Genomic DNA, 24,612 nt, shown 5'->3' with positions numbered 1-24,612 from the left:
CTGTGTCGTTCAGTTTGGAAAAAGCCCCAATGCCGGATGCTCGGCGCCCGCCGCGACCCAGCCCATGACGTACAGTGCGAACGCGGCCGCGACAAGCCCGTCCACCCTGTCCATGACGCCGCCATGGCCGGGAATGAGATTGCTCGAATCCTTGGCGCCGTGCCGGCGCTTGACCCATGATTCGAACAGGTCGCCGGCTTGCGAAACGATCGACAGAGCAAGCGCCACCAGGCCAAGCTGAACGAGATTGCCGGCGCCGGCTGCGATTGAGAGCAAAACTCCGGCGATAACGCCGCCGACGGCGCCGCCCAGCGCGCCGCTCTGCGTCTTGCCGGGCGAGATTGACGGCGCGAGCTTCGGGCCGCCGACCGCGCGGCCGACGAAATAGGCAGCTATGTCGGTTGCCCAGACCACGGCGAACAGGAAGAGAATCGCAATCAGCCCGGAATGATTGTCGTCACGGAGATAGGCGAGCGAAAAGCCGGATAGTGCTGCGTAGGCCACCCCCGAGGCTTCCCACGGCGCGGCCCCCTTGGTCCGAGCGACAATGGCCGCGACCGCCACCAGGATCGCGACGAGGAGCAGCAGCCACAAGGCCGGCAGGCCGGCGATCAGGGCGCCGACGAAGATCAGAATCAGTGCTTCCGGCAGGAAGCCGAGCGCCGCGCCGTTCCCGGCACGCGCCATGCGCGTCCATTCATAGAAGATCAGCGCCGCTATTGCGGCGCAGAACAGCCGGAACGGCAATCCGCCGAGCCAGGTGAGCGCAAGCGTCAGAGCCGCCATCACGATTGCCGAGATGACGCGCTGCTGGAGGTTGCTCATGGGTGCGGCGCCTAAAGCGCGACATCGCGGGCGGCGAGCCCGCCAAAGCGTCTTTCACGGCCGGCAAAGTCGCGCAAGGCGTCGGCCAGGTGCTCGCGGCTGAAGTCCGGCCAATAGCAAGGCAGGAAAACGAGCTCGCTATAGGCAGCCTGCCAGAGAAGGAAGTTCGACAGCCTGAGCTCGCCGCTGGTCCTGATCACCAGCTCGGGATCGGGAATGCCCTTTGTGTCGAGCGATGCGGCAAAACTTTCGGCCGTGATCGCCTCGCTCGCCATGTCGCCGCGCGCGACGGCCTCCGCCAGCTTGCGCGCTGTGCGCACGATCTCGTCGCGGCCGCCGTAATTGAAGGCGATGACCAGTGTCAGCGCCTCATTGCCGGCGGTCAGCGATTCGGCCTCCTGCAGCAGCCCCCGGATATCGGGCTGCAGCCCCTCTTTGTCGCCGATCACCCTCACCCGCACACCGTTCTGATGCAGTTCGGCAAGATCGCGGCGGATGAACAGCTTCAAAAGCCCCATGAGGTCGCTGACCTCGGATTTCGGCCGCGACCAGTTCTCCGATGAAAATGCGTAGACCGTCAGATAGGAGATGCCGAGCTCGGGTGCGGCGCGGACCGTCTTGCGCAGAGCCTCGACGCCGGCGCGGTGTCCGGCAAGGCGCGGCAGGCCGCGCGCCTTGGCCCAGCGTCCGTTTCCATCCATGATGATCGCGACATGCGCGGGGGTTGCCATGGTCTCGCTTTCGAGCCGGAAAACCCCGACCCTAAACCTGCATGATTTCAGCTTCCTTATCGGAAAGCAGGTGATCGATGGTGCTGATCATCTCGTCGGTCAGCTTCTGGACCTGGTCGGACCGCTTACGCTGATCGTCCTCGCCGATGGTGCCGTCCTTCTCAGCCTTCTTGAGGAAATCCATGCCGTCGCGGCGGACATGGCGCACCGCGACGCGTGCGTTCTCGGCATAGCCATGCGAGATCTTGACCAGTTCTTTGCGGCGCTGCTCATTGAGTTCGGGCAGCGGGATCCTGAGATTGGTGCCGTCGACGATCGGATTGAAGCCCAGATTGGCTTCGCGGATAGCGCGGTCGACCGCGCTGACCATCGACTTGTCCCAAACCGAGACCGAAATCATGCGCGGCTCCGGCACCGTCACGTTGGCCACCTGGTTGATCGGCATCGTCGTGCCGTAGGCCTGGACCTGGACGGCGTCGAGCAGGTTGCTGGAGGCTCGGCCGGTGCGCAGCGACGCCAGGTCGTGCTTGAAGGCGGCGATCGCCCCGTCCATGCGTCGCTTCAGGTCTTCGAACTCGCCACTCATGATCATCTCCTCGACCCGTTCGCCGGGTTCACTGCTTATGCCGTCGTGCCGTCCGCGGTACCGTTCAACGGATGCCGGCCTCGCTTATTTGTCCGCGACGACCGTGCAATGGCCGCCGCCCCTTAGAATATCGCCGAAACCACCTTTTTCGTGGATCGAATAGACGATTATCGGAATGTTGTTTTCACGCGCAAGTGCAATCGCGGCTGTGTCCATGATCGCAAGCCCGCGTTTGATGACTTCGGCGTGGCTGATGCGGTCGAAACGGACCGCGTTCGGGTCCTTCTTGGGGTCGGCCGAATAGACCCCGTCGACCTGCGTGCCCTTGAACAGCGCATCGGCGCCGATTTCGGCAGCCCGCAGGGCCGCGGCCGAATCGGTGGTGAAGAACGGATTGCCGGTGCCGCCGGCGAAGATGACCACCTTGCCCTGGTTCATATAGGCTGTCGCCTGGCGTTGGGAAAAGCTCTCGCAAAGTTCCGGCATGGCGATCGCCGAAAGCACGACGGCATCGACGCCGATCTTGTTGAGCGAGGTGCGCAGCGCCAGCGAGTTGATGACGGTGGCGAGCATGCCCATGTGATCGCCGGTGACCCGGTCGCCGCCTTTCGAGGCCACAGCCACGCCCCGAAAAATATTGCCGCCGCCGATGACGACACCCACTTCGACGCCCAGTGCGCGCGCCTCGGCAATGTCGGCGGCGATGCGGTCGACAACGGAGACATCGATGCCGAAATGCTGCTCACCCATCAACGCTTCGCCGGAAGCCTTCAGCACGACACGTCGATAGAGGGGCTTCACCGTCATCTCATTCCTCGAATATCTCGGCGCGGCAATTTTGGAGGCAAAACCACCCCCGCTTCATCCGGCGATGCTGTCATGACGGATTGACCCGATACACGAAGGGCGCGGCGATGTCACGCCGCGCCCTCGTGCAAAATTCCAGGCTTTTTCGATCAGTTGCCGCCCTTTTGATCAACGGCTGGAGACGCTGACTGCCTCGCCTTCGATCATGACCGCGGGCGAATAACCGGCCGGCTTGTCGCCGGTCACGGCGCCGCCGGTCACCCGGACCTGGATCTCGGAGCCGAAATAGGAATGCGGGAACGGCGCAGGCGTGGCGCTGACCGTTTCCAGCCGCGCGCGAAGCTCGGCGGGAATCGAAAAATCGAGCGCGCCGAGATTGTCCTGCAGCTGAGTGAGCTTCGTCGCTCCAAGGATGACGGAAGCGATGCCTGGCTGCGTCGCCACCCAGTTGAGCGCAACCTGGGCCATGCTGCGGCCGAGCTCGGCCGCCACCTTCTCGAGTTCCGCCACGATCGCCCAGTTGCGGTCGCTGAACTTCTGGAAGCCGGGATGCGTGGTGTTGCGGAAACCGTCGAGCCGCCCGGCCCTTCCGGCTTGCGTCGGCTTGTATTTGCCGCTGAGGAGCCCGCTGGCCAAAGGGCTCCACACCATGATGCCGGCGCCATGACGGGTGCCGAAAGGCACATATTCATGTTCGATGGCGCGCTCGGCGAGCGAATATTCGAGCTGCAGCGCCGAGACCGGCTCGTAGCCGCGCAGTTCGGCGATCGCCTGGGCGCGGCCGGCATACCAGGCCGGCACGTCGGAGAGGCCGATATGGCGCACCTTGCCGGCGCGAACGAGGTCGTCCAGCGTGCGCAGCACCTCCTCAGCCGGGGTAATCCTGTCCCAGACATGCAGAAGATAAAGGTCGATATAGTCAGTGCCGAGCCGTTTCAGCGAGGCGTCCACGGCCCGCATAATGTTCTTGCGGCCGTTGCCGCCGGCATTCGGATTGCCGACCTCGGAATTCATGGTGAATTTTGTGGCGATCACCGCCTTATCGCGCAGGCCGCGCTCGGCGACGAACTCGCCGAGCCAGGTCTCGGCGGTACCGCCGGTATAGAGGTCGGCCGTGTCGAAGAAGTTGCCGCCCGCTTCGACATAGGCGTCGAAGATCGCGCGGGCTGTGTCCCTGTCCGCGCCCCAGCCCCATTCGGTGCCGAAGGTCATGGTGCCGAGCGCCAGCCGGCTAACGCGCAGGCCGCTGTTGCCAAGCGTGTAATAGGTCATGGGCATGGTGGTGGTCTCCCGATTCTGAACTGATTTCCTGCCGGTCACTGGCCGGGGGTGGCCTTGACCCAGGGATTGCCGCGCTCATGCGTCATGCGGAAGGTGAAGCCGTCGACCTTCCAGCCGGAGGCTGAGCGTGTCAGGTGGTGCTCATAGGTGCCCCAGACTTCCCAGAGCGGATCGCCATTGCCTTCCATCCGGTTCCAGGCATAGCCATTGGAGCGGACAGTCCCGGCATCGGCTTCGAGCACGACCTGATGGTTGGTTCGCAGATGCAGGCTGGTCTTGCTGCCCTTGAGGTTGCCCGCCCAGGCGCCGATCAGGTCGTCGGACGCGATGTTGGCCGCGGGCTGGCCGGACAGGCTGCTGAAATCGGCGGTGACACGCTCGGCGAAATAGCTGCGCGCCAGCTTCCAGTCCTGTGCATCCACCGCGCGGTCGATGGCGTCGGCAATGCGGATGACGGCGCGCTCGTCGGCAAGGGCCTGCCAGCCGGCCGGTTCGGCACCGCCGGCATCGACCGGCGCCAGCACCATTCCTGCGGCAAAAGTTACATGTCTCAACGCGTTCATTTGGTCTCTCCTTGGCCATCAGCCCGCCGCCGATGTGTTGAAGCCAATATGAGCCGGCTCAGGGGCATCGATAAGATTGCATTGTTCGCAAAGACTGTGCGATATCATTCATGAATGGATCGCGATCTGCTCACACACCTTCCGGTCATTGTCGCCGTGGCCCGACGCGGCGGCTTCGCGCTTGCCGCGGCTGAGCTGGGCATGAGCCCGTCTGCCGTCAGCCATGCGGTGCGGCTGGTGGAGGAGCGCATCGGCCAGCCGCTCTTTGCGCGCACGACGCGCAGCGTCTCGCTGACTGAGGCAGGCAAAGCGCTGGTGGAGACTGCGGGCCCTGCCCTGCAGGACATCGCCGAGCGGATGGACCGCATTCGAGGCGTGAAGGGAAGGCCCGCCGGCCTGCTCAGGATCAACGCCTCCAACATAGCGATCCCCCTGGCGGTGACGCCGGTGGTCGCGGCGATGGCGGAACGCTATCCCGACGTGAGGGTCGAGATCGTTGCCGATCAGGGACTTATCGATATCGTCGGGGAAGGGTTTGACGCCGGCATCCGGCTGGGTGAAATGATAGCGCAGGACATGGTCACCGTCAGGATGACGCCACCGTTCAAAGCCGTGATCGTTGCTTCTCCCGCCTATGTCGCAAAGCACGGCCGTCCGCGCGACGTGGCCGATCTCGCCAATCACAACTGCATCGGCTACCGGCTGGTTCGGTCAGGCGCGCTTTACCGCTGGGACCTGAACGACAACGGCAAGGATGTCGTTGTCGAGACGCGCGGCACGACCGTCGTCACGGATTCGCTTGGCGCCATCGATCTGGCGCTGGCCGGCGTCGGGCTCGCCTACGCCTTCGAGCCGCTGGTGCGCGCCGACCTGGCAGCCGGCCGCCTCGTCCAGATCCTGCCGAAGACAGCAATCGAAGAGCCCGGGCTCTTCCTTTATTTCCCGCGCCGCGCGTCGATGGCGCCGAAGCTCAGGGCCTTTATCGATACCGCACAAGAAATCGGCCGGGCGTCCATGCGGACACCCGGCCGAGTCGCCTGAGCTCGTGAGCTCGTCACCTTAAGGAAACGCCGCGCGCTCCCCTCGGATCGGAGCTATTTCTTGACCGCGGCCGCGACTTCCGCCGCGAAATCGGTCGTTTCCTTCTCGATGCCTTCGCCCAGCGCGAAGCGCAGATAGGAGGTGATCTTCGCCGGAGCGCCGATCTCCTTCTCGGCATCCTTCAGCGCCTTCTCGACGGTGATGTCGGGATTGAGCACGAAGGCCTGCTTCAGAAGCACCACCTCTTCGTAGAACTTGCGCAGGCGGCCCTCGACCATTTTCTCGATGATGGCTTCCGGCTTGCCCGACTGGCGCGCCTGGTCGGAAAAGATCGCCTTCTCGCGCTCGATCAGCGCCGGGTCGACCTCATCGGCCGTCAGCGCCACCGGGTTGGTGGCGGCGACGTGCATAGCAACCTGGCGGGCAAAGGCGTTCGCGGCATGCTCGTTGCCGGTGGTCTCGATCGCGACCAGCACGCCGAGCTTGCCCAGCCCATCGGCAACCGCATTGTGGACATAGGTCGCCACCACGCCATGCGGCACGGTGAGCTTGGCCGAACGGCGGAAATTGATGTTCTCGCCGATGGTGCCGACCGCGTCCTTAACGGTCTCGGTGACCGTCTTGTCGGAGCCTGGATACTTGGCGGCGGCAACCGCTTCGGTTGCGCCATAGGCGAGCGCGACCTTCGCGACATTGCGGACCAGTTCCTGGAACTGCTCGTTGCGGGCGACGAAGTCGGTCTCGGAATTGACCTCGACGATGGCGGCTTCACGCACGCCGGCGTCGACGCCGATCAGGCCCTCGGCGGCAGTGCGCCCGGCCTTCTTGTCGGCCTTGGAGATACCCTTCTTGCGCAGCCAGTCGACGGCCGCTTCCATGTCGCCGTTGGTCTCGTTCAACGCCGCCTTGCAGTCCATCATGCCCGCGCCGGTCAAGTCGCGGAGTTCTTTGACCTGTGCAGCCGAAATGCTCATTGTCGCCTCTTTGTCTCAAATGCGCCGACGCACCAACCGGGACTCGGGTGATGCGCTCGGCAAAAGCGCTTTAGCGCGCCAACTTATTGGAAAGATGAAGGCCGGGATCCGGCCTTCCTTATCAAGCTTCCGGAGCTTCTGCGGCCGGAGCGTCGAGCGCCGGCTCGACCGGAGCCTCCGCCGAAGCGCCGATGTCGACGCCGAGCGCGCCCTGCTGACGGGCGATGCCGTCGATGGCGGCCTTGGCGATCAGGTCGCAATAGAGCTGGATCGCGCGGGCCGCGTCGTCATTGCCGGGGATCGGGAAGTCGATCTTGTCCGGGTCGCAGTTCGAATCGATGATGGCCACGACCGGAATGCCGAGGCGCTTGGCCTCGAGGATGGCGATCGCTTCCTTGTTGGTGTCGATGACGAACATCAGGTCCGGCGTCGAGCCCATGTCCTTGATGCCGCCGAGAGCCTTGTTGAGCTTCTCGCGCTCGCGGTCGAGGTTCAGGCGCTCCTTCTTGGTGAGGCCCTGGGCCTCGCCGGAGAGCGTCTCGTCGAGCTTGCGCAGGCGCTGGATCGAGTTCGAGATCGTCTTCCAGTTGGTGAGCATGCCGCCCAGCCAACGCGAATTGACATAATACTGGGCCGAACGCTGCGCCGCGTCGGCGACGATGTCGGACGCCTGGCGCTTGGTGCCGACGAACAGCACGCGGCCGCCCTTGGCGACGGTGTCGGACACCTGCTTCAGGGCCTGGTGCAGCAGCGGCACCGTCTGCGACAGGTCGATGATGTGGATGTTGTTGCGGGCGCCATAAATGTAAGGCGCCATCTTCGGGTTCCAGCGGTGGGTCTGGTGGCCGAAGTGAACACCAGCTTCCAAAAGCTGGCGCATGCTGAAATCTGGCAGAGCCATTCTTTAGTTCCTTTCCGGTTGGCCTCCACGGACACAGGCATTTCGGACTTATGTCCTGATGCCACCGGAGGTCTCAGCCGGATTTCTCCCGGGCAGACACCAAAGTCCGTGTGTGGAATGAGCGCGCATATAGAGGGGAAGCGTCACAAACGCAAGCCGGGCGTCACTTCGCGCATCAACGTGCGGCAATCAGCGCACCGGTACCGATCATCGCCCCGCCAGCGAGCCTGTTCATGAGGCGCATGCGCTTCGGGGTCTTGAACCATCCGGCTGCCCGCCCCGCCATCGCGGCATAGAGGCCCATGGTGATGATATTGACGCTGACCACGACAAGGACCACGAGCAGGCCATCGGCGAAGGTCATGGTGTCAAGGTTGAGGATCAGCGGCATGATGGAGGCGTGGAACAGAATGGCCTTCGGATTGCCGAGCGCAATGGACGCGCCGAGAAAGAAGGACCGCGACAGCCGCGCCTGTGTCTGACGAGAGTCGTCCGGCTTCTGGGCGGCCGCCCGCCACATCCTGATGCCGAGAAAGACCAGGTAAGCGGCGCCGGCGTATTTCAGCAAAAGAAAAATCCACTCGAAGGTCTGGGCCAACGCCACCAACCCGAGCAACGCCAGGGTGACCAGGACGGCGTCGCCGGCGGCGACCCCCATGCCGGCTATGAAAGCCCGCAAGAACCCACGCGACAGACCATTGGTGATGACCGCGAACATCGCCGGTCCAGGCGTGGCGGCGGCCAACGAGATCGCGACGCAATAAGCCAGGAACGCCGTCATCGTCATCGTCTTACCTTCCCATTCGGAACCCGGACGCGGCGAAAGATCGCCACGATGTCCTCGCGGCTGCATTCGATCGCCCCAAGCCTGACCGCGCGATCACGCTCGAAGCCAGTGATATCGTAATGCGGCGCCGATGTCTTGGGTGGCCCCTGATAGGACGAACGCTTAAGGCCCAGCTCGGCTGCAAAGCGATGGAGTTCGTCGGTGTTGTCGGCCAGCAGATGGCACCAGCGGTGGCCGGCCCATTTCCAGATCGCCGCATCGACATAGACTGCCATCAGGCCCACCGCATTCGGTGAGCCTCACGCATGGTATTCGGAGGCCAAGCCTGCAATCCGGGCCGGCTGCCGTCAGCAATTGCTATTTCGACGCCGGGCAAGGCTTGGTCTGATCGAACAGCGACAGGTTCACCAGCTTGCCGGTCATCGAGAATTCGCCATAGTCCATGACGAGGTCGCGGGTGATGCCGTTCTCGTGCAGCTTGAAGCTGATCCGGTATTCGGGCACCTCTTCGCCTTTGTTGTCGGTATCGTCGAAATAGGCGATGTCGACCGGCCAGTATTTGTCGGTCGCGAGCTTGGCCAGCGCCGGCGCCTCCGGGTCGGATTTCTGGACATCGGTCTTCTTGCCGACGATGACGGTGGTGGTCATCACCTTGTTGGCGTCCTCAGAGCCGTCGAACAGATTGGTCTGGTAGAAATTTTCGCCCTTTTCGGCCTTGCCGATCAGCTCGACCAAATGCTGGGTCGGGAACTGCGTCGCTGCAAGCTCGAGGCTGTTCTTCTCAGGCTTGTCGATCTCGACTTTGAGGCCCTTCTGCTCCCGGGTCGCGATGCCTTTCACTTCCTTGTCGAGATTCTGGTCGGTGAAGGATTTCGTCACGAACGAAAAAGTTTTGCCTTCGGCATCCTCGAACGTGGTCGTCTGCTGGTCCGTCAGCTTCGTGCCGTCGGCGGTGGCAATCTGAGTGACGAAGCGGAATTTCACCGTATAGCCTTCGCAGGCGGAACCATTGAACTCATAGACCATGCGGCCGGTGATGCCGGTAATGCCGGAGCGGTCGGAGGCCTTGTTGAGCGTGAGATCGTAGACGGCGCGATGCGCCTGCAGCGCGGGCACAGCAAGGGCCGGCGCCATCGGGAGCATCGCCGAGAAACAGGCGGCGGCGAGAAAAAGGCGCGTTGCGCGCATGCGTTGCTCCGATCGTCGCGGCCGCGAGGCAGACCGCAGGGAAAGATAGTCCAGCTTAAAAAAAGTCATGGCGGAAGCGAGGCAAAAATAGCAATTTCGGCCCGGCCAACGCGGCGTCTTCCAGCAATAGGGAAAACCAATGAGCGAAACAATCGAAAAGCGGCTAAGCGATCTTGGCGTCACCCTCCCGGCCGCCGCCGCGCCCGCCGCCAACTACGTGCCCTATTGCCGCACCGGCGACACGCTGTTCACCGCCGGCCAGTTGCCGCTGAAGGACGGCAAGCTGCAGGCAAGCGGGCTGCTCGGCCGCGACATCGACACCGCTGCAGGCAAGGAAGGCGCGAAATTCTGCGCCATCAACCTCCTGGCGCAGGCCAAGGCCGCACTAGGCGATCTCGAAAAGATCCGGCGCCTGGTCAAGATCACCGTCTTCGTCGCCTCCGCGCCGGATTTCGTCGAGCAGCATCTTGTCGCCAACGGCGCCTCCGACTTCCTGGTCGCCGCACTCGGCGAGCGCGGCAAGCATGCCCGCTCCGCCGTCGGCACCGCCTCGCTGCCGCTCAACGCCGCGGTCGAGATCGAAGCGATCTTCGAAGTCGAATGAGGCTCAACATGACCGATCTGTCCTGGCTGATTGCGCAGCCCGTCGCGCATCGCGGCTTCCACGACATGAACAAGACGCGCTGGGAAAACACGCTGTCGGCTTTCGCCGCGGCGGCCGAGCGCGGCTACGCTATCGAATGCGACGTGCATGTCTCGTCCGACGGCGTCCCGGTCATCATCCATGACGGCGATCTGAAACGCCTCACCGGCCAGGATGGCTTCGTGTGGCAACGCACCGCGGCCGAACTGGCGGCGCTCAAGGTCGGCGGCACCAAGGACCACGTGCCGACGCTCGAGGAGGCGCTCGACCTGATCGACGGCCGTGTGCCGCTGGTGGTCGAGTTGAAAGGCGTTCCCGGCCATGATGCCGGGCTGGTGGCAAGCGTCGGCCGGCTGCTCAAGCGCTACAACGGCAAGGTGGCGATCATGTCGTTTGATCACTGGCTGATCCGCGACTTCGCCAAGGACGCCCCGGGCATCCCCGGCGGGCTGACCGCCTATGGCAGGGACAACCAGCTGATCGAGGCGCATTTCGCGATGCTCGCGCACGACCTCGCCTTCACCTCCTACGCTGCCGGCGACCTGCCCAACCCCTTCGTCAGCTTCGTGCGCGAAAAGCTGAAGATGCCGGTCATTACCTGGACCGTGCATGACCAGCCGGCGGTCGACCTCACCTTCAAATATGCCGACCAGATGACCTTCGAGGGTTTCGATCCCGGCCTGGTGAGAGTTGGCTGAGCCGAGTGCCTCAAACGTGACTTGTAGCTGCCCCTGCGAAGCTTAAATAAGCCCCATGGATCAGGGCGACGAAGACGATGGACGGGCAGCGAACGCGGATTATGCCATCCGCATCGCGGCGGGTATCGGCGCCTTCACCTGCGAAGAATGGAACGGCTTTGCCGGAACCACACGCGGCGACCAAGAAAACGGCTACAACCCGCTGGTTTCATTCGCTTTTTTAAGCGCATTGGAAGATTCCGGCTGCGCTGTCCGGCGCACTGGCTGGCAGGGTCATCACTTGCGGCTGGAAACCGCGCAAGGCAGGCTTCTCGGCGCCGTCCCTTGTTACCTCAAATCGCACAGCCAGGGCGAATATGTCTTCGACCACGGCTGGTCGGACGCCTTCGAGCGCGCCGGCGGCCGCTATTATCCCAAGTTGCAATGCTCGGTGCCGTTTTCACCGGTCACCGGCCCTCGCCTGCTGGTCGGCAAAGGCGAGAATGAAAGTGCGGTGAAGGCAGGACTGGCGGAAGGCCTGAAGCTGGTGACCGACAAGCTCGGCGTCTCGTCCGCGCATGTCACCTTCGCCACCGAGCCGGATGTGGCGACACTGGAAGCGGCGGGCTTCCTGCATCGCACCGACCAGCAGTTCCATTTCTTCAACGAAGGCTTTTCGACCTATGACGACTTCCTCGCCACGCTTGCCTCGCGCAAGCGCAAGGCAATGAAGAAGGAGCGCCGCGAAGCGCTTGCCGACGGCATCTCGATCGACTGGCTGACCGGCAAGGACATCACCGAAAGCGCCTGGGACGATTTCTTCGCCTTCTACATGGATACCGGCGGCAGGAAATGGGGGCGGCCCTATCTCAACCGACAGTTCTTCTCGCTGATCGGCGAGCGCATGGCCGACGACATCCTCCTGGTGATGGCAAAGCGGAACGGCCGCTATATCGCCGGCGCCATCAACTTCATCGGCTCCGACGCGCTCTACGGCCGCAACTGGGGCTGCATCGAGGATCACCCCTTCCTGCATTTCGAGGTCTGCTACCATCAGGCGATCGATTTCGCGATCGAGCGCAAGCTCAAGGTGGTGGAGGCAGGCGCGCAGGGCGAGCACAAGCTGGCGCGCGGCTACAGGCCGGTGACCATGCATTCGGCGCACTACTTCTCGCATCCCGGCTTGCGCAACGCCGTCGCCGACTATCTCAGGCGCGAGCGACGCGAGGTCGAGCGCATGGCCGAATATCTCGAAGAGCACACGCCCTTCCGCAAGGATCTTGGGGAATAGCCGGCCTCACCGCGCGCCATGCCGCTGCGATGAAAACATGAAAACAGAGACTTAAAGCGCGTCGCCCGAATCCATTCCTTACGACGCGCTTCAGCGATCTCGCCCGAGCGCCTTGCCGCCCATCGGCGGCTTCGCTACACCGGACGGTGAATGCAATTGGGAGTGTCACCCCATGGCCGAAGCCTATGATCCCGGCAATATCTTTGCGAAAATCCTGCGCGGCGAGATTCCGTCGCACCGCGTCTACGAGGACGATGCGGTCGTCGCCTTCATGGATGTGATGCCGCAAGGCATGGGCCACACGCTGGTGATGCCCAAGGCGCCGTCCCGCAACATGCTCGACGCCGATCCGGCAACGCTCGGTCCGCTGTTCGCGGTCGTCCAGAAGGTGGCCGTGGCAGTGAAAAAGGCATTCGACGCCGACGGCGTCACCCTCATGCAGTTCAACGAATCGGCCTCCGGGCAGACCGTCTACCATCTGCATGTCCACGTCGTGCCGCGCTTCGAAGGCGTGCCGTTGAAGCCGCATTCCGGTCAGATGGAGAAGCCTGAGGTGCTGGCCGAGAACGCCGGCAAGATCCGCGCGGCGCTGGGAAGCTGACCCAGCCTTCGACCCGGTGACTGCGCGCTGACCGCTCAAAAGAAAAGAGCCCCATTGCCGGGGCTCTTTTGCATTTCAAATGAAGGCCGATCAGCCCTTGCGCGGCAGTTGCGGCACAAGGCTGCGTTTGTTGCCGTCCTTGCCCTTCGGCTCCGGCTTCTGCGCCACGGCCTTCTTGGGCGCCGGCTTCTTGGCCACCGCCTTCTTCGGCTTCGGCGAGTCTTCCGGCTCTTCCTTCTTCGGCTGCACGGGCGACTCGTCGGCGAGCGATTCGAGCTTCAGGCCGGACTCGCCGGTTTCCTTCTTCTCGACGGTGACGCGCACCGTGCCGCCCTTCTTGAGCTTGCCAAACAGCACCTCGTCGGCCAGGGGCTTCTTGATGTGCTCCTGGATGACGCGGCCGAGCGGACGCGCGCCCATGCGCTCGTCATAGCCCTTGTCGGCCAGCCAGGCGATTGCATCCGGCGACAGGTCGAAGGTGACGCCCCGCTCGGAGAGCTGGGCCTCAAGCTGCATGACGAACTTCTGCACCACCTGATGGATAACCGGCACCGGCAGCGAACCGAACGGGATGATCGCGTCCAGGCGGTTGCGGAACTCCGGCGTGAACAGCCGGTTGATCGCCTCGACGTCGTCGCCCTCGCGCTTGGTCGAGCCGAAGCCGATCGCCGCACGCTGCGCGTCCGAGGCGCCCGCATTGGTGGTCATGATCAAGATCACGTTGCGGAAGTCGATCTGCTTGCCGTTGTGATCCGTCAGTTTGCCGTGGTCCATCACCTGCAACAGGATGTTGAACAGGTCCGGATGCGCCTTTTCGACCTCATCGAGCAACAGCACGCAATGCGGATGCTGGTCGACGCCGTCGGTGAGCAGGCCGCCCTGGTCGAAGCCGACATAGCCGGGAGGCGCGCCGATCAGCCGCGAGACGGTGTGGCGTTCCATGTATTCCGACATATCGAAGCGAATCAGCTCGACGCCGAGCGAGGCGGCAAGCTGCTTGGCGACTTCCGTCTTGCCGACGCCGGTCGGGCCTGAGAACAGGTAGGAGCCGATCGGCTTCTCCGGTTCGCGCAGGCCGGCGCGCGCCAACTTGATCGCCGAGGTCAGCGCAGTGATGGCCGTATCCTGGCCGTAGACCACGCGCTTCAGCTCGATATCGAGCCCCTGCAGCACCTTCTCATCATCCGCCGAGACCGTCTTCGGCGGGATGCGCGCCATAGTGGCGATCGTCGCCTCGATCTCCTTGATGCCGATCGTCTTCTTGCGCTTGGCTTCCGGCACCAGCATCTGCGAAGCGCCGGTTTCGTCGATCACGTCAATCGCCTTGTCCGGCAGCTTGCGGTCGTTGATGTAACGCGCCGACAGCTCGACCGAGGCCTTGATCGCTTCGCTCGTGTAGCGGACCTTGTGGAACTCCTCGAAATAGGGCTTCAGGCCCTTCATGATCTCGATGGCGTCCTCGATGGTCGGCTCGTTGACATCGATCTTCTGGAAGCGCCGCACCAGCGCGCGGTCCTTCTCGAAGAACTGGCGGAACTCCTTGTAGGTGGTCGAGCCGATGCAGCGGATGGCGCCGGACGACAGCGCCGGCTTCAGAAGGTTCGATGCATCCATGGCGCCGCCTGAGGTGGCGCCGGCCCCGATCACCGTGTGAATCTCGTCGATGAACAGCACCGCGCCCGGATAGTCCTCGAGCTCCTTGACGACCTGCTTCAGCCGCTCCTCGAAGTCGCCGCGATAGCGGGTGCCGGCCAACAGCGTGCCCATGTCGAGCGCGAAGATGGTGGCGTCCTGCAGCACTTCCGGCACATCGCCTTCGACGATGCGCTTGGCGAGACCTTCGGCGATCGCCGTCTTGCCGACCCCCGGATCGCCGACATAGAGCGGGTTGTTCTTGGAACGGCGGCACAGCACCTGGATGGTGCGGTTGATCTCGCTGTCGCGACCGATCAGCGGATCGATCTTGCCGGCGCGCGCCTTGTTGTTGAGGTTGACGCAGTAGGCCGTCAGCGCGTCCTGCTGCTTCTTCTTGCCGCCCTCTTCCTGCGGTTCGGCGCCGTTCTGGCCGCCCTGCTCGTCCTCGGCGCCGCGCGGCGTGCGCGATTCCGAAGCGCCTGGGCGCTTGGCAATGCCATGCGAGATGTAATTGACCGCGTCGTAGCGGGTCATCTGCTGTTCCTGCAGGAAATAGGCAGCGTGGCTCTCGCGCTCGGCGAAGATGGCGACGAGCACGTTGGCGCCGGACACTTCCTCGCGGCCGGACGACTGCACATGGATCACGGCGCGCTGAATGACGCGCTGGAAACCTGCCGTCGGCTTCGAATCCTCGTCATAACCGGTGACGAGGTTGTCGAGCTCGGTGTCGATATAGGTGAGAACCGTATGCTTGAGCTCGTCGAGATCGACGTTGCAGGCGCGCATGACGGCGGCCGCCTCGGTATCGTCGATCAGGGCGAGCAGCAAATGTTCGAGCGTCGCATACTCATGATGCCGCTCGTTGGCGAATGTCAGCGCCTGATGTAGCGCCTTTTCCAGGCCTTGGGAGAAAGCCGGCATGTTACCTCACTTCTTCTCCATCACGCATTGCAGCGGATGCTGATTCTGTCGGGCGAAATCCATGACCTGGGACACTTTGGTCTCGGCCACCTCGAATGTGTAGATGCCGCACTCGCCCACTCCATGATTGTGAACATGAAGCATGATGCGTGTGGCGGCTTCGCGGTCCTTTTGGAAAAATCGTTCCAGGACGTGAACGACGAACTCCATCGGGGTGTAGTCGTCGTTCAGAATGAGGACCCGGTAGAGACTGGGCTTCTTGGTCTTGGTTTTGGTGCGCGTGATGACAGCGGTGCCGCGACCGGGATCGTTGCGGTCTCCGTCACTTTGCATTCGCACCACGCCTGCCGTGGCAGTCAAACCGATCGTCACGTAGTCCAGCCTTTTCGAATCCTCATGCGAGTTCAACATGTAGGTTCTCGATGGACGATTTTAAGCCCTTCTGTTTAGCTGACAATATGGCTAGGTGGGCAAACTGCAGCGAATTTCTCAATCGTGAATGCGGCAAGGTGCGTCAGGTTGCGATCACGCATGAAAAAACCCGGCCGCGTTTTCGCGACCGGGTCCTTTTGATTGGCCCGCTGGCCGTGTCCGGTGTGATCGGGCGAAATTACTTCGCCTTGGCGACCACCGATTCGAAGGGCTTGTACGCTTCCTTGGCGAGCTCGGCATAGAGATTGCCGATCTTGCTGGCCTCGGCCACGAAGCTCTCATAGCTCTGCTTGGCGTAATCGGCCTGGATCTCGACGGCCTTCTCGATCGACTTGGCCGCGAACAGCTTCTCGAAGGCGGCGGTGCCGGCTTCGAAGCTCTTCTTAGTGTATTCGCCGGCTTCAGTGGCGATCGCCTGCGCGCCCTTGGTGAGCGAGGCGAAGCTCTTCAGCCCGGTGTCGGCAAATTCCTTGCCGTATTTCGTGAAGTCCTCATAGGTCTGGGTCATTTCATACTTCCCTTTGGTTGAAACGCCCTTTTTGCCCCGGGCGCCCTTGTGCAATGCACCTCAATATATTGTGCGATGCACAAAAGTCAAGAATCCCCTTGGTATGCAGGGGGTCCAGCACCGGCGGCCGGTAAAATTCGATTAAAGAGAAGCTCGATTTGCCGAAAAATGGTGAACGCGGCGGTTACCATAAACGGATTGGTAACGCTGGGCGCGATAGCTTGGCTGGAAGTGAGGCCGGCACTCCCTTTGCCGCCTCCGGGGCAACGAAATTCAGGGTAAGTAACGGTGCGTCAGGCGTTGTCGGGGCTAGTCTCCAAATCTTTCTCCCTCAAGGCAATTATGATCGCCTCGCTCGCGATGACGGTTGTCGTCGCCGACGTAGCGTCAGCAATGGCAGCAAGAGCCTCGGCCATCGTCGTGGACGCCAAGACCGGCAAGGTGCTCTACTCCGCTGACGCCAATGGCCGGCGCTATCCCGCCTCGCTTACCAAGATGATGACGCTCTACCTCACCTTCGAAGCGCTGGCGAAGGGCAGGATCAGCAAGAACACCCCGGTTCCGTTTTCCGCTCATGCCGCCGCCGAGGCGCCGACCAAGCTCGGCGTGCGCGCCGGCGGCTCGGTTCCGGTCGAGACCGCGATTCTGTCGATCGTGACGAAATCTGCCAATGACTCGGCGACCGCGCTTGGCGAGATGCTTGGCGGCAGCGAAGACAATTTCGCCCGCATGATGACGGCCAAGGCGCGCCAGCTGGGCATGAACGGCACCGTCTTCCGCAACGCCAACGGCCTGCCCGACCCCGGCCAGTTCACCACGGCTCGCGACATGGCGATGCTGGGCATCGCGCTCCGCGAGCATTATCCGCAATATTACGGTTATTTCTCGCAGCGCTCGTTTCTATATGGCCGTCAGCGCATCAACGGCCATAACCGTCTGCTCGGACGCATCAAGGGCGTCGACGGCATCAAGACCGGGTACACTCGCGCGTCAGGCTACAACCTCGTCTCCTCCGTTGCCGATGGCGACCGTCGCCTCGTCGCGGTGGTGATGGGCGGCGCTTCCGGCCGCAGCCGCGACAACCAGATGGCCGCGCTTATCAACACCTATCTGCCGCGCGCCTCGACGCGCGGCGGCGGCGATCTCATCGCCAAGGGCAACGACAATCCGATCAAGACCTTGGCCAAGGTCTTTTTGCCCAAGCATGACGCGCCGACTCCGGACGCCAAGCCGGCTACGGATGACGCTGTCGTCGCCTCAGCCGATGATGACGTCCAGGACGACAGCCAACAGGTCGCCGAAGAGACGAAGCCGGTGATCCAGATCAAGAAGGTGAAGACGGTTGCCGTGGCCGCGATGGCGCCGCCCGCCAAAACCGAGGAAGCCTCGGCCCAGGTCGTCACCGCTTATGCCGACCCATCGCCCGCAGCACCGGCGATCGATCCGGTCAAGACATCGTCAGTGCCCTCCGGCTGGGTCGTTCAGGTTGCATCGTCGCCGACGAAAACCGGAGCCCAGGCGCTGCTCGAAAAGACGAGCAAGCAGGCGCCGAGGGTCTTGGCGGACGCATCGGGCTTCACGGTCGCTTTCGACAAGGACGGCACCACCTACTACCGCGCCCGTTTCGGCGGCTTCGGCTCGAAGGACGCCGCCTGGAAGGCCTGCGACGCCCTGAAGCGCAAGAAAATCTCGTGCTACGCCGTCGAGCAATAGGCGGCTGTTGAAATCTCCGGGAAAGTACCCGCGTCGAAGGAGACTAATCGTGATTGGAGAGCAGGACGTCCTTGGCTTCATTGATCCGCGCCGCCAGGACAGACGTGCCGCCGACATCGGCGTTCAGGCGCTGCATCAGGCGGCGGTGCGCCTTGCGGATATCCGCCGCGGCAGCCCCCGCTTCAAGACCAAGGACCTTGTAGGCCTCCTCCTTAGTCATGGAGCCCGCACCTGGCGCAACACCCAGCCCTTCGCCACCGTGCGGCTGCGCGTCCTTGCGCCAGACGGGAAAACGGCCGTCAAGATACGTCTCTAGGAGCTGGCGGCTCTCCATGTCCGGGCTGAGCTCGCCGTGAAGCTGGCGCAGGTCCGTCAGCCCCATTGCGCCCAGCATCTTGCCTTCATAACGCCCGGCCAGGACGAGCCCCTCGAGCTTTCCGCTGTCGTGGTCGAGGTCCATTTCGAGCGCGGCAGTGCGCACCGTCGAATGTTTGGAAGCGGCGGCGCGCGCCGGAGGCCGCCTCGTGCGTATCCAGCCGGCCCAGGCCAGCGCCGCGAGCAAAAGCAGTCCGCCGATAAGGCTGCGGCCGAAGACCAGCATGGGCGCCCCGACCAAGCCCAGAAAAGCCGGTCCAAGCGATCTCAGACTATCGGCCATCCTTGCGGGATCAGCGCGCACAAAGAGCATGGCGGCGCCGAAAAGCACCACAAGCACCGCTGCCAAAGCGAGGATCACACCCATCGACTAGCATCGCCATACGGATGACCGAGCATAACAAATAGGATGGGACCAAGGTCCGGCGCTTGCAAGTCCCACATCGGACGAGCCGAAGGGCCAGCGGTGGGTTTGCCGGCCGGCGCGGCGCTACAGCAGGCCGAGTTCGGCGAGTTCGAGCCTGAGCTTCGGCGGCATTTCGGCGAGTGCCGCCCTGCCCTTGCCGAGATCGGCCGGTGCGTCGGCGGGCTTGAGATAACGCCAGCCCTGGAAGGCGCGGCGCGGCTGCCAGTCGGTGCGCACCACCTCAGGATCGAGCACCAGATGACAACGGCCGATGCCCTCGCCGTCGACGAAGGGCCGGATCTCGGTGATCAGTTGCCGGCACTGCACGCTGCCCTTGATCACCCAATAGAGCGAGCCGCCGTCGGTGATCTCGTCGCCGCGCGTCGGCACCATGCGGGTGGTGTGCCAGTGCTCGGCCGGCTCGCCCGCACGGCGCCGCTCGTCGAGGCGGAAGGCGATCCACTCTTCGAGGTCCTCGACGCTGTCGCAACCGACGCACAGTTTGATAAGATTGAGTGACATGCCCCAAGATTTAGCCGCAAGGGTTGACGCGTCAACGCCTTGAGCGACTTCTCCACAGGGCCAGCCTGGGGTCTCGATAAGACCTCAGCACTCCACCACATTGACCGCGAGGCCGCCGAGGCTGGTTTCCTTGTATTTCTCGTTCATGTCGAGGCCGGTTTGGCGCATGGTCTCGATCGCGGCGTCGAGCGGTACGAAATGCGTGCCGTCGCCCTTGATGGCCAAGGAGGCCGCCGTCACTGCCTTCACCGCGCCAAGCGCGTTGCGCTCGATGCAGGGCACCTGCACAAGGCCTCCGACAGGATCGCATGTCATACCGAGATGATGCTCGAGCGCGATCTCGGCGGCGTTCTCCACCTGCTCGGGCGTGCCGCCCATGACGGCGCAAAGCCCGGCGGCGGCCATCGCCGAAGCGGAACCCACCTCGCCCTGGCAACCGACCTCGGCGCCCGAGATCGAGGCGTTGGACTTGATGATGCCGCCGACGGCGGCGGCCGTCAGCAGGAAGTCGCGGATGCTCGGCTGGTCGGCTTCGGGATGGAAATGCAGCCAGTAGCGCAGCACTGCCGGCAGCGTGCCGGCAGCGCCATTGGTCGGCGCCGTAACCACGCGACCGCCGGCAGCGTTCTCCTCGTTGACAGCCATGGCGTAGATCGAAAGCCAATCATTGGCGAGCAACGGATTTGGCCTGTTCTGCTGCCACTGTTCCTGCAATTTGTCGTGCAGCTGCCGCGCACGGCGGCGCACCTTCAAACCGCCCGGCATGATACCGTCCTGCGACAAGCCGCGATCGATGCAGCCCTTCATCGCGCCCCAGATCGCGTCGAGGCCTTCGTCGAGCTCCTCGCGCGACATATGCATTTCCTCGTTGGCGCGCTTCATCTCGGCGATCGAAAGCCCGCTCTTGGCCGCCATGGCCAGCATTTCGGCGGCGTTCTTGAAGGGGTACGGTACCTTCTTGCCCTCGGTCGTCACCGAGCCCTTTGCCTTCATGCGCTGCAGCTCTTCCTCGGAAACCACGAAGCCGCCGCCGATCGAATAATAGATGCGCTTGAGCAGCAGCCGGTCGGACGCATCATAGGCATAGAAGGCCATGCCGTTGGCATGGCCGGCCAGCGGCGTCTTGCGGTCGAGCACGAGGTCCTTGGCGGGATCGAAGCGGTATGTCGGATGCCCGGGCGGCGAAACCCGCTTCTCCGCGCCGATGCGGGCGACGATGCCGTCGGCTTCGTCCGGATCGACCGTCTGCGGTGTCTGGCCGGCCAAGCCGAGGATGACGGCGCGGTCGGAGCCGTGGCCGATGCCGGTATAGGCAAGCGAGCCGTGCAGGCTGGCGCCGATGCGGTCAACCTTGACGCCGGCGGGCCGGGGCCAGTCGCCGGCCAGGATCTCGTCGAGGAAACGGCGCGCGGCCGTCATCGGCCCCATGGTGTGCGAGCTCGATGGGCCGATGCCGATCTTGAACAGGTCGAAAACCGAAAGGAACACTGGGGCGTCGTCTCCTGAGGACCGCTCAAGGCTAACATATAGGAATTCCCCGCGATGTTTCCGCTGTTTTGCATGGCGCGGCGCTGCGGCTGCCGACCTTGTTTGCTCCGCCAGCGACATCGCTTGCCGCCTGTCGAAGTGCCGGCACCCCTTGTGTTAAAAGCACTGGATGGGCGATTCACTTCATCTTTCGACGGCCGATCTGGCGGCGCTGGCTTTCTTCCTGGTCGTCTGGGTAGCGCACACGCTCGCCTCGGACGGCAAGCTGGTCCGTCGCATGTCGCTGACCGCGGCAATGAACGCCCAGCGCGAGGCCTGGATGCGCAATATGGCCGAGCGTGAAATCCGCATCGTCGACACCGCCATCATGGGCGGCCTGCAGCAAGGCACCGCCTTCTTCGCTTCCTCTTCGCTGATCGCGCTCGGCGGCTGCTTTGCCCTGCTCGGCGCCTCCGACCGCGTACTTGAGGTTCTGGCCGACCTGCCCTTCGGCGCGGCCTCGTCACGCGAAGCCTTCCAGACCAAGGTGTTCGGCCTGGTGCTTGTCCTGGCCTTCGCCTTCTTCAAATTCGGCTGGGCCTACCGCCTGTTCAACTATTGCTCGATCCTGATCGGCGCGGTGCCGACTCCGCATGGCCCGGCTTCGCGCAACCCGGTCAGCGAAACGGCGGTGTGGCGGGCGACCCGCATGAACGTGCTTGCCGGCAAGCACTTCAACTCCGGATTGCGCGCCGTCTTCTTCTCGATCGGCTATCTCGGCTGGTTCGTCGACCCGGTCGTCTTCGTGATATCGACGCTGGTGCTTCTGGCCGTGCTGGTGCGGCGCCAGTTCTTCTCGGCGGCGCGGCAAGCCGTGCTCGGTCAGCCGCCCGGCCCGGGAAAGAACTGATCGATCTTGCCGGACAGCCTGTAGGCGAAAAGCCCGATCCATTCGCGCAATGCGATGGTGGTCGCCTGCACCGAATCCACCGGATTGTCGCGGTAGAGGCCGACGCCTTCCCTTCCCGAGGTGCGATAGTCGACCGGCCACGGAACGGTCGCAAAACCCGCCTTGTCGAACAGCGCTTTGGCGCGCGGCATGTGGAAAGCCGAGGTTACCAGCAGCCAGGTCTCGCCCGGCTTCGGCTCGACCAGTTTTCGCGAGAACACCGCATTCTCGTAAGTGTTGCGGGATTTATCCTCTAGGATCAGGCGATCGGCGGAAACGCCTAAGGCGCCGAGCAGCCGCGGCGCCGTGTCGGCGTCGCCCTCGCCATCGAGAAAAAGCGAGCCATTGCCGCCCGATACGACGATCTTCGCTTGGGGAAAGCGCCTCGCAAGGATCGCTGTCTCCACCATGCGGTCGCCGCTGCTGTTCAGCTCGTAACCGCCGCGCGCCAGATTGATGGCGCCCTCGAAGCCGCCGCCAAGCACGACGATGCCGTCGACCTTCTCGGGCAAGGACGGCTTGGGGAAGCGTTCTTCGAGCGGATTGAGCATCATCGCGCCGACCGACGTCCAGGCCGAAAGGACCAGGATCGCGATGCAGAGCACACTGCCCGCGGCCGCCAGCCGCCGGCGCCCAAACAGCGCGGCCAAAAGGCCGGCGAGCAGCAGGAAGATCGCCAGGTTGATCGGCTGGATGAAGAACCACAGAATCTTGGAAAGATAGTAGAACATGCATCGCCCCTTGTCAGATGAGGGGCGACGCTACCACCACTTCTCCGGCTGAAACCTCCCCGCCGCCTGCTCGATGACGTTGGCCGTCTGGAACAGCGTTTCCTCGTCGAAGGGGCGGCCGATCAGCTGCAGGCCGAGCGGCAGGCCTTTGCCGTCGAGGCCGGCCGGCACCGAAATGCCGGGAAGGCCGGCCATGTTCACCGTCACGGTGAAGATGTCATTGAGATACATCTTGACCGGATCGGAGGCCATGTCCTCGTCGGCGATGCCGAAGGCGGCCGACGGCGTCGCTGGCGTCAGGATCACATCGACGCCGGCGGCAAAGACGTTCTCGAAGTCGCGCTTGATCAGCGTGCGCACCTTCTGCGCCTGCAGATAGTAGGCGTCGTAATAGCCCGCCGACAGCACATAGGTGCCGATCATGATGCGGCGCTTGACCTCGCGGCCGAAACCGGCGGCGCGGGTCTTCTCATACATGTCGACGATGTCCTTGCCGGGCACGCGCAGGCCGTAGCGCACGCCGTCATAGCGGGCGAGGTTCGACGAAGCCTCGGCGGGCGCCACGATATAGTAGGCCGGCAAGGCGTATTTGGTATGCGGTAGCGAGATGTCGACGATTTCCGCGCCGGCGTCCTTCAGCCAGGCAATGCCTTTCTGCCAGAGTGCCTCGATGTCTTCCGGCATGCCGTCGACACGGTACTCCTTCGGAATGCCGACCTTCATGCCCTTGATCGGCTTGCCGATCGCCGCCTCATAGTCCGGCACCGGACGGTCGACCGAGGTCGTGTCCTTCGGGTCGACGGAGGCCATCGACTTCAGCAGGATCGCGGCGTCACGCACATCGCGCGCGATCGGCCCGGCCTGGTCGAGCGAGGAAGCGAAGGCGACGATGCCCCAGCGCGAGCAGCGCCCGTAAGTCGGCTTGATGCCGACCGTGCCGGTCAAGGCGGCTGGCTGGCGGATCGAGCCGCCGGTATCCGTTGCGGTGGCGCCGGCGCAAAGGAAGGCGGCCACCGACGAAGCTGACCCACCCGACGAGCCGCCCGGTACCAGCTGGGCGTTGTCCAAGGTCCGCGCCGTCTTCGTACCGCCGGCGGACACAAAGCCGCCATCGCCCTGATGCGTCGTCGGCATGACGACCGTATCGACACGCGAGCGTCGCCACGGATTGATCACCGGGCCGTAATAGGAGGTCTCGTTGGACGAGCCCATGGCGAACTCATCCATGTTGAGCTTGCCGAGCATGACGGCGCCGTCGGCCCACAGATTGCTGGTCACGGTCGACTCGTAACGCGGCTTGAAGCCGTCCAGCACGTGACTGCAGGCCTGGGTGTGGATGCCTTCGGTGGCGAACAGGTCCTTGATGCCGAGCGGAATGCCTTCCAGCGCGCCGCCCTCGCCCGTGGCCAACTTGGCATCGGAAGCCTTGGCCATGTCGCGCGCCTTGTCGGCGGTCACAGTCACATAGGCATTGAGCACCGGATTGGCGCGATCGATCGCCGCGAGATAGGCCTCGGTGATCTCGGCCGCGGTGATCTCCTTGCCGCGCAGCTTGGCGCGGGCCTCGGAAATGGTGAGATGTGTGAGATCGCTCATCAGGCAAGGCTCTTTTCGTAAAACACCGACCACTCGGAATCGGGATAATCCAGCACCGGTCCGCAACGCGAGAATCCGGCGCGCTCATAGACGGTCCAGGCGGCGGGGTGCCGATCGCCGGTTTCAAGGACCAGGCGCTTCAGCCCTTCCTGCCGGGCAAGCGCCTCGACACGTGCGACGATCTCGGCGCCGATCTTGCGGCCGCGATGCGAAGGCCGCGTGTACATACGCTTGACCTCGCCGACCGTATCGTCATGGCGCTTGAGCGCGCCGCAGCCGACGGCAAGGCCGTTGTCGCGAGCGATGAACACCGTCGTACCCTCGTCGGCCATCTGCTCGACGGTGAGATGATAGCAGTGCTCGGGCGGCGTCAGTTCGAGCAGCGCGGCGTTGAGTTCGGCGACCAGCGCGCGCACGTCGTCCTGCAAAGGCGTCTCGACGGCGATCTCGACAGCCACGCT

General features: G+C 63.6%; 27 protein-coding genes. 7 read left to right on the top strand and 20 right to left on the bottom strand.

The window, feature by feature from the left end; all coding sequences use genetic code 11:
• Positions 1-9: 9 nt before the first annotated feature.
• The 6 genes from LB520_RS03980 to LB520_RS03955 all read right to left on the bottom strand — a co-directional run bounded on the left by LB520_RS03980 (position 10) and on the right by LB520_RS03955 (position 4,793).
• Positions 10-825 (bottom strand): phosphatidate cytidylyltransferase, encoded by an 816-nt coding sequence (locus LB520_RS03980; RefSeq protein ID WP_224605817.1) that lies wholly within the window; start codon positions 823-825, stop codon positions 10-12.
• 11 nt (positions 826-836) lie between these two features.
• A complete protein-coding gene (locus tag LB520_RS03975; protein WP_140545922.1) occupies positions 837-1,556 on the bottom strand; it encodes an isoprenyl transferase in 720 nt (239 codons plus the stop codon).
• Between the two features lie 31 nt (positions 1,557-1,587).
• Positions 1,588-2,142 carry a ribosome recycling factor gene (gene frr / locus LB520_RS03970; protein ID WP_224636500.1) on the bottom strand — a complete coding sequence of 185 codons (555 nt, stop codon included), beginning with the start codon at positions 2,140-2,142 and terminating at the stop codon, positions 1,588-1,590.
• Positions 2,143-2,226: 84 nt separating this feature from the next.
• A complete protein-coding gene (gene pyrH, locus LB520_RS03965; protein ID WP_095765617.1) occupies positions 2,227-2,949 on the bottom strand; it encodes a UMP kinase in 723 nt (240 codons plus the stop codon).
• A gap of 168 nt (positions 2,950-3,117) precedes the next feature.
• Entirely contained in the window at positions 3,118-4,227 is a 1,110-nt protein-coding gene (locus LB520_RS03960; RefSeq protein WP_224636499.1) for an aldo/keto reductase, read from the bottom strand.
• Positions 4,228-4,265: 38 nt separating this feature from the next.
• A complete protein-coding gene (locus LB520_RS03955; RefSeq protein ID WP_224636498.1) occupies positions 4,266-4,793 on the bottom strand; it encodes a nuclear transport factor 2 family protein in 528 nt (175 codons plus the stop codon).
• 114 nt (positions 4,794-4,907) lie between these two features.
• On the opposite strand from LB520_RS03955, the gene LB520_RS03950 reads away from it, so the two are divergent.
• The gene (locus LB520_RS03950; protein WP_224636497.1) at positions 4,908-5,834 is read left to right on the top strand and encodes a LysR family transcriptional regulator; all 927 of its coding nucleotides are present in this window, start codon (positions 4,908-4,910) and stop codon (positions 5,832-5,834) included.
• Positions 5,835-5,887: 53 nt separating this feature from the next.
• On the opposite strand, the gene tsf is transcribed toward LB520_RS03950, so the two are convergent.
• The 5 genes from tsf to LB520_RS03925 all read right to left on the bottom strand — a co-directional run bounded on the left by tsf (position 5,888) and on the right by LB520_RS03925 (position 9,684).
• Positions 5,888-6,808, bottom strand: coding sequence for a translation elongation factor Ts (tsf, locus tag LB520_RS03945; protein WP_224636496.1), 921 nt, complete (start codon positions 6,806-6,808; stop codon positions 5,888-5,890).
• Between the two features lie 121 nt (positions 6,809-6,929).
• Positions 6,930-7,709, bottom strand: coding sequence for a 30S ribosomal protein S2 (rpsB, locus tag LB520_RS03940; protein WP_095765354.1), 780 nt, complete (start codon positions 7,707-7,709; stop codon positions 6,930-6,932).
• A 175-nt stretch (positions 7,710-7,884) separates the two neighbouring features.
• Positions 7,885-8,496 (bottom strand): LysE family translocator, encoded by a 612-nt coding sequence (locus tag LB520_RS03935; protein WP_224636494.1) that lies wholly within the window; start codon positions 8,494-8,496, stop codon positions 7,885-7,887.
• Positions 8,493-8,771, bottom strand: a complete 279-nt coding sequence (locus LB520_RS03930) for a DUF4031 domain-containing protein (RefSeq protein WP_140841277.1) — start codon at positions 8,769-8,771, stop codon at positions 8,493-8,495. Before LB520_RS03930 ends, LB520_RS03935 begins: the two co-directional genes overlap by 4 nt.
• A gap of 82 nt (positions 8,772-8,853) precedes the next feature.
• Positions 8,854-9,684 (bottom strand): cell envelope integrity EipB family protein, encoded by an 831-nt coding sequence (locus tag LB520_RS03925; protein ID WP_224629301.1) that lies wholly within the window; start codon positions 9,682-9,684, stop codon positions 8,854-8,856.
• A 139-nt stretch (positions 9,685-9,823) separates the two neighbouring features.
• Between LB520_RS03925 and LB520_RS03920 the strand changes: the two genes are divergently transcribed.
• The 4 genes from LB520_RS03920 (at position 9,824) to LB520_RS03905 (ending at position 12,896) form a co-directional block, all read left to right on the top strand.
• On the top strand, positions 9,824-10,288 hold the full coding sequence (locus LB520_RS03920) for a RidA family protein (RefSeq protein WP_224636492.1): 465 nt from the start codon (positions 9,824-9,826) through the stop codon (positions 10,286-10,288).
• Between the two features lie 8 nt (positions 10,289-10,296).
• Positions 10,297-11,025 (top strand): glycerophosphodiester phosphodiesterase, encoded by a 729-nt coding sequence (locus LB520_RS03915; RefSeq protein WP_224636491.1) that lies wholly within the window; start codon positions 10,297-10,299, stop codon positions 11,023-11,025.
• Positions 11,026-11,080: 55 nt separating this feature from the next.
• Positions 11,081-12,295, top strand: a complete 1,215-nt coding sequence (locus tag LB520_RS03910) for a GNAT family N-acetyltransferase (protein ID WP_224636489.1) — start codon at positions 11,081-11,083, stop codon at positions 12,293-12,295.
• 172 nt (positions 12,296-12,467) lie between these two features.
• Entirely contained in the window at positions 12,468-12,896 is a 429-nt protein-coding gene (locus LB520_RS03905; protein ID WP_140627829.1) for an HIT family protein, read from the top strand.
• 90 nt (positions 12,897-12,986) lie between these two features.
• On the opposite strand, the gene clpA is transcribed toward LB520_RS03905, so the two are convergent.
• From clpA to LB520_RS03890, 3 genes are all read right to left on the bottom strand, one after another.
• Positions 12,987-15,452 (bottom strand): ATP-dependent Clp protease ATP-binding subunit ClpA, encoded by a 2,466-nt coding sequence (gene clpA, locus LB520_RS03900; RefSeq protein WP_095765347.1) that lies wholly within the window; start codon positions 15,450-15,452, stop codon positions 12,987-12,989.
• Between the two features lie 6 nt (positions 15,453-15,458).
• Positions 15,459-15,785: an ATP-dependent Clp protease adapter ClpS gene (gene clpS, locus LB520_RS03895; RefSeq protein ID WP_036258315.1), complete on the bottom strand. Its 327-nt coding sequence runs from the start codon at positions 15,783-15,785 to the stop codon at positions 15,459-15,461.
• 277 nt (positions 15,786-16,062) lie between these two features.
• Positions 16,063-16,392 carry a phasin family protein gene (locus tag LB520_RS03890; RefSeq protein WP_140841261.1) on the bottom strand — a complete coding sequence of 110 codons (330 nt, stop codon included), beginning with the start codon at positions 16,390-16,392 and terminating at the stop codon, positions 16,063-16,065.
• Positions 16,393-16,680: 288 nt separating this feature from the next.
• Here LB520_RS03890 and LB520_RS03885 point away from each other — a divergent pair, with 288 nt between their 5' ends.
• Positions 16,681-18,105, top strand: coding sequence for an SPOR domain-containing protein (locus LB520_RS03885; protein ID WP_224636487.1), 1,425 nt, complete (start codon positions 16,681-16,683; stop codon positions 18,103-18,105).
• A gap of 43 nt (positions 18,106-18,148) precedes the next feature.
• On the opposite strand, the gene LB520_RS03880 is transcribed toward LB520_RS03885, so the two are convergent.
• The 3 genes from LB520_RS03880 to LB520_RS03870 all read right to left on the bottom strand — a co-directional run bounded on the left by LB520_RS03880 (position 18,149) and on the right by LB520_RS03870 (position 20,896).
• Entirely contained in the window at positions 18,149-18,847 is a 699-nt protein-coding gene (locus tag LB520_RS03880; RefSeq protein ID WP_224636485.1) for a molecular chaperone DnaJ, read from the bottom strand.
• Positions 18,848-18,970: 123 nt separating this feature from the next.
• On the bottom strand, positions 18,971-19,408 hold the full coding sequence (locus tag LB520_RS03875) for a DUF1489 family protein (RefSeq protein ID WP_095765343.1): 438 nt from the start codon (positions 19,406-19,408) through the stop codon (positions 18,971-18,973).
• A gap of 84 nt (positions 19,409-19,492) precedes the next feature.
• Positions 19,493-20,896 (bottom strand): L-serine ammonia-lyase, encoded by a 1,404-nt coding sequence (locus LB520_RS03870; RefSeq protein ID WP_095765342.1) that lies wholly within the window; start codon positions 20,894-20,896, stop codon positions 19,493-19,495.
• Positions 20,897-21,065: 169 nt separating this feature from the next.
• Between LB520_RS03870 and LB520_RS03865 the strand changes: the two genes are divergently transcribed.
• On the top strand, positions 21,066-21,785 hold the full coding sequence (locus tag LB520_RS03865) for a DUF599 domain-containing protein (RefSeq protein WP_224636484.1): 720 nt from the start codon (positions 21,066-21,068) through the stop codon (positions 21,783-21,785).
• On the opposite strand, the gene LB520_RS03860 is transcribed toward LB520_RS03865, so the two are convergent.
• From LB520_RS03860 to LB520_RS03850, 3 genes are read right to left on the bottom strand one after another with little or no spacing between them, the layout of a single operon-like run.
• Positions 21,758-22,555 (bottom strand): YdcF family protein, encoded by a 798-nt coding sequence (locus LB520_RS03860; protein WP_224636483.1) that lies wholly within the window; start codon positions 22,553-22,555, stop codon positions 21,758-21,760. The genes LB520_RS03865 and LB520_RS03860 overlap by 28 nt on opposite strands.
• A 30-nt stretch (positions 22,556-22,585) precedes the next feature.
• Positions 22,586-24,151, bottom strand: coding sequence for an amidase (locus LB520_RS03855; RefSeq protein ID WP_224636482.1), 1,566 nt, complete (start codon positions 24,149-24,151; stop codon positions 22,586-22,588).
• Entirely contained in the window at positions 24,151-24,609 is a 459-nt protein-coding gene (locus LB520_RS03850; RefSeq protein WP_224636481.1) for a GNAT family N-acetyltransferase, read from the bottom strand. Before LB520_RS03850 ends, LB520_RS03855 begins: the two co-directional genes overlap by 1 nt.
• Between the last annotated feature and the right edge of the window lie 3 nt (positions 24,610-24,612).

Source organism: Mesorhizobium sp. CA12, assembly GCF_020165255.1.
Lineage (GTDB): Bacteria > Pseudomonadota > Alphaproteobacteria > Rhizobiales > Rhizobiaceae > Mesorhizobium.
This window is presented reverse-complemented; position numbering and strand designations above follow the sequence as displayed.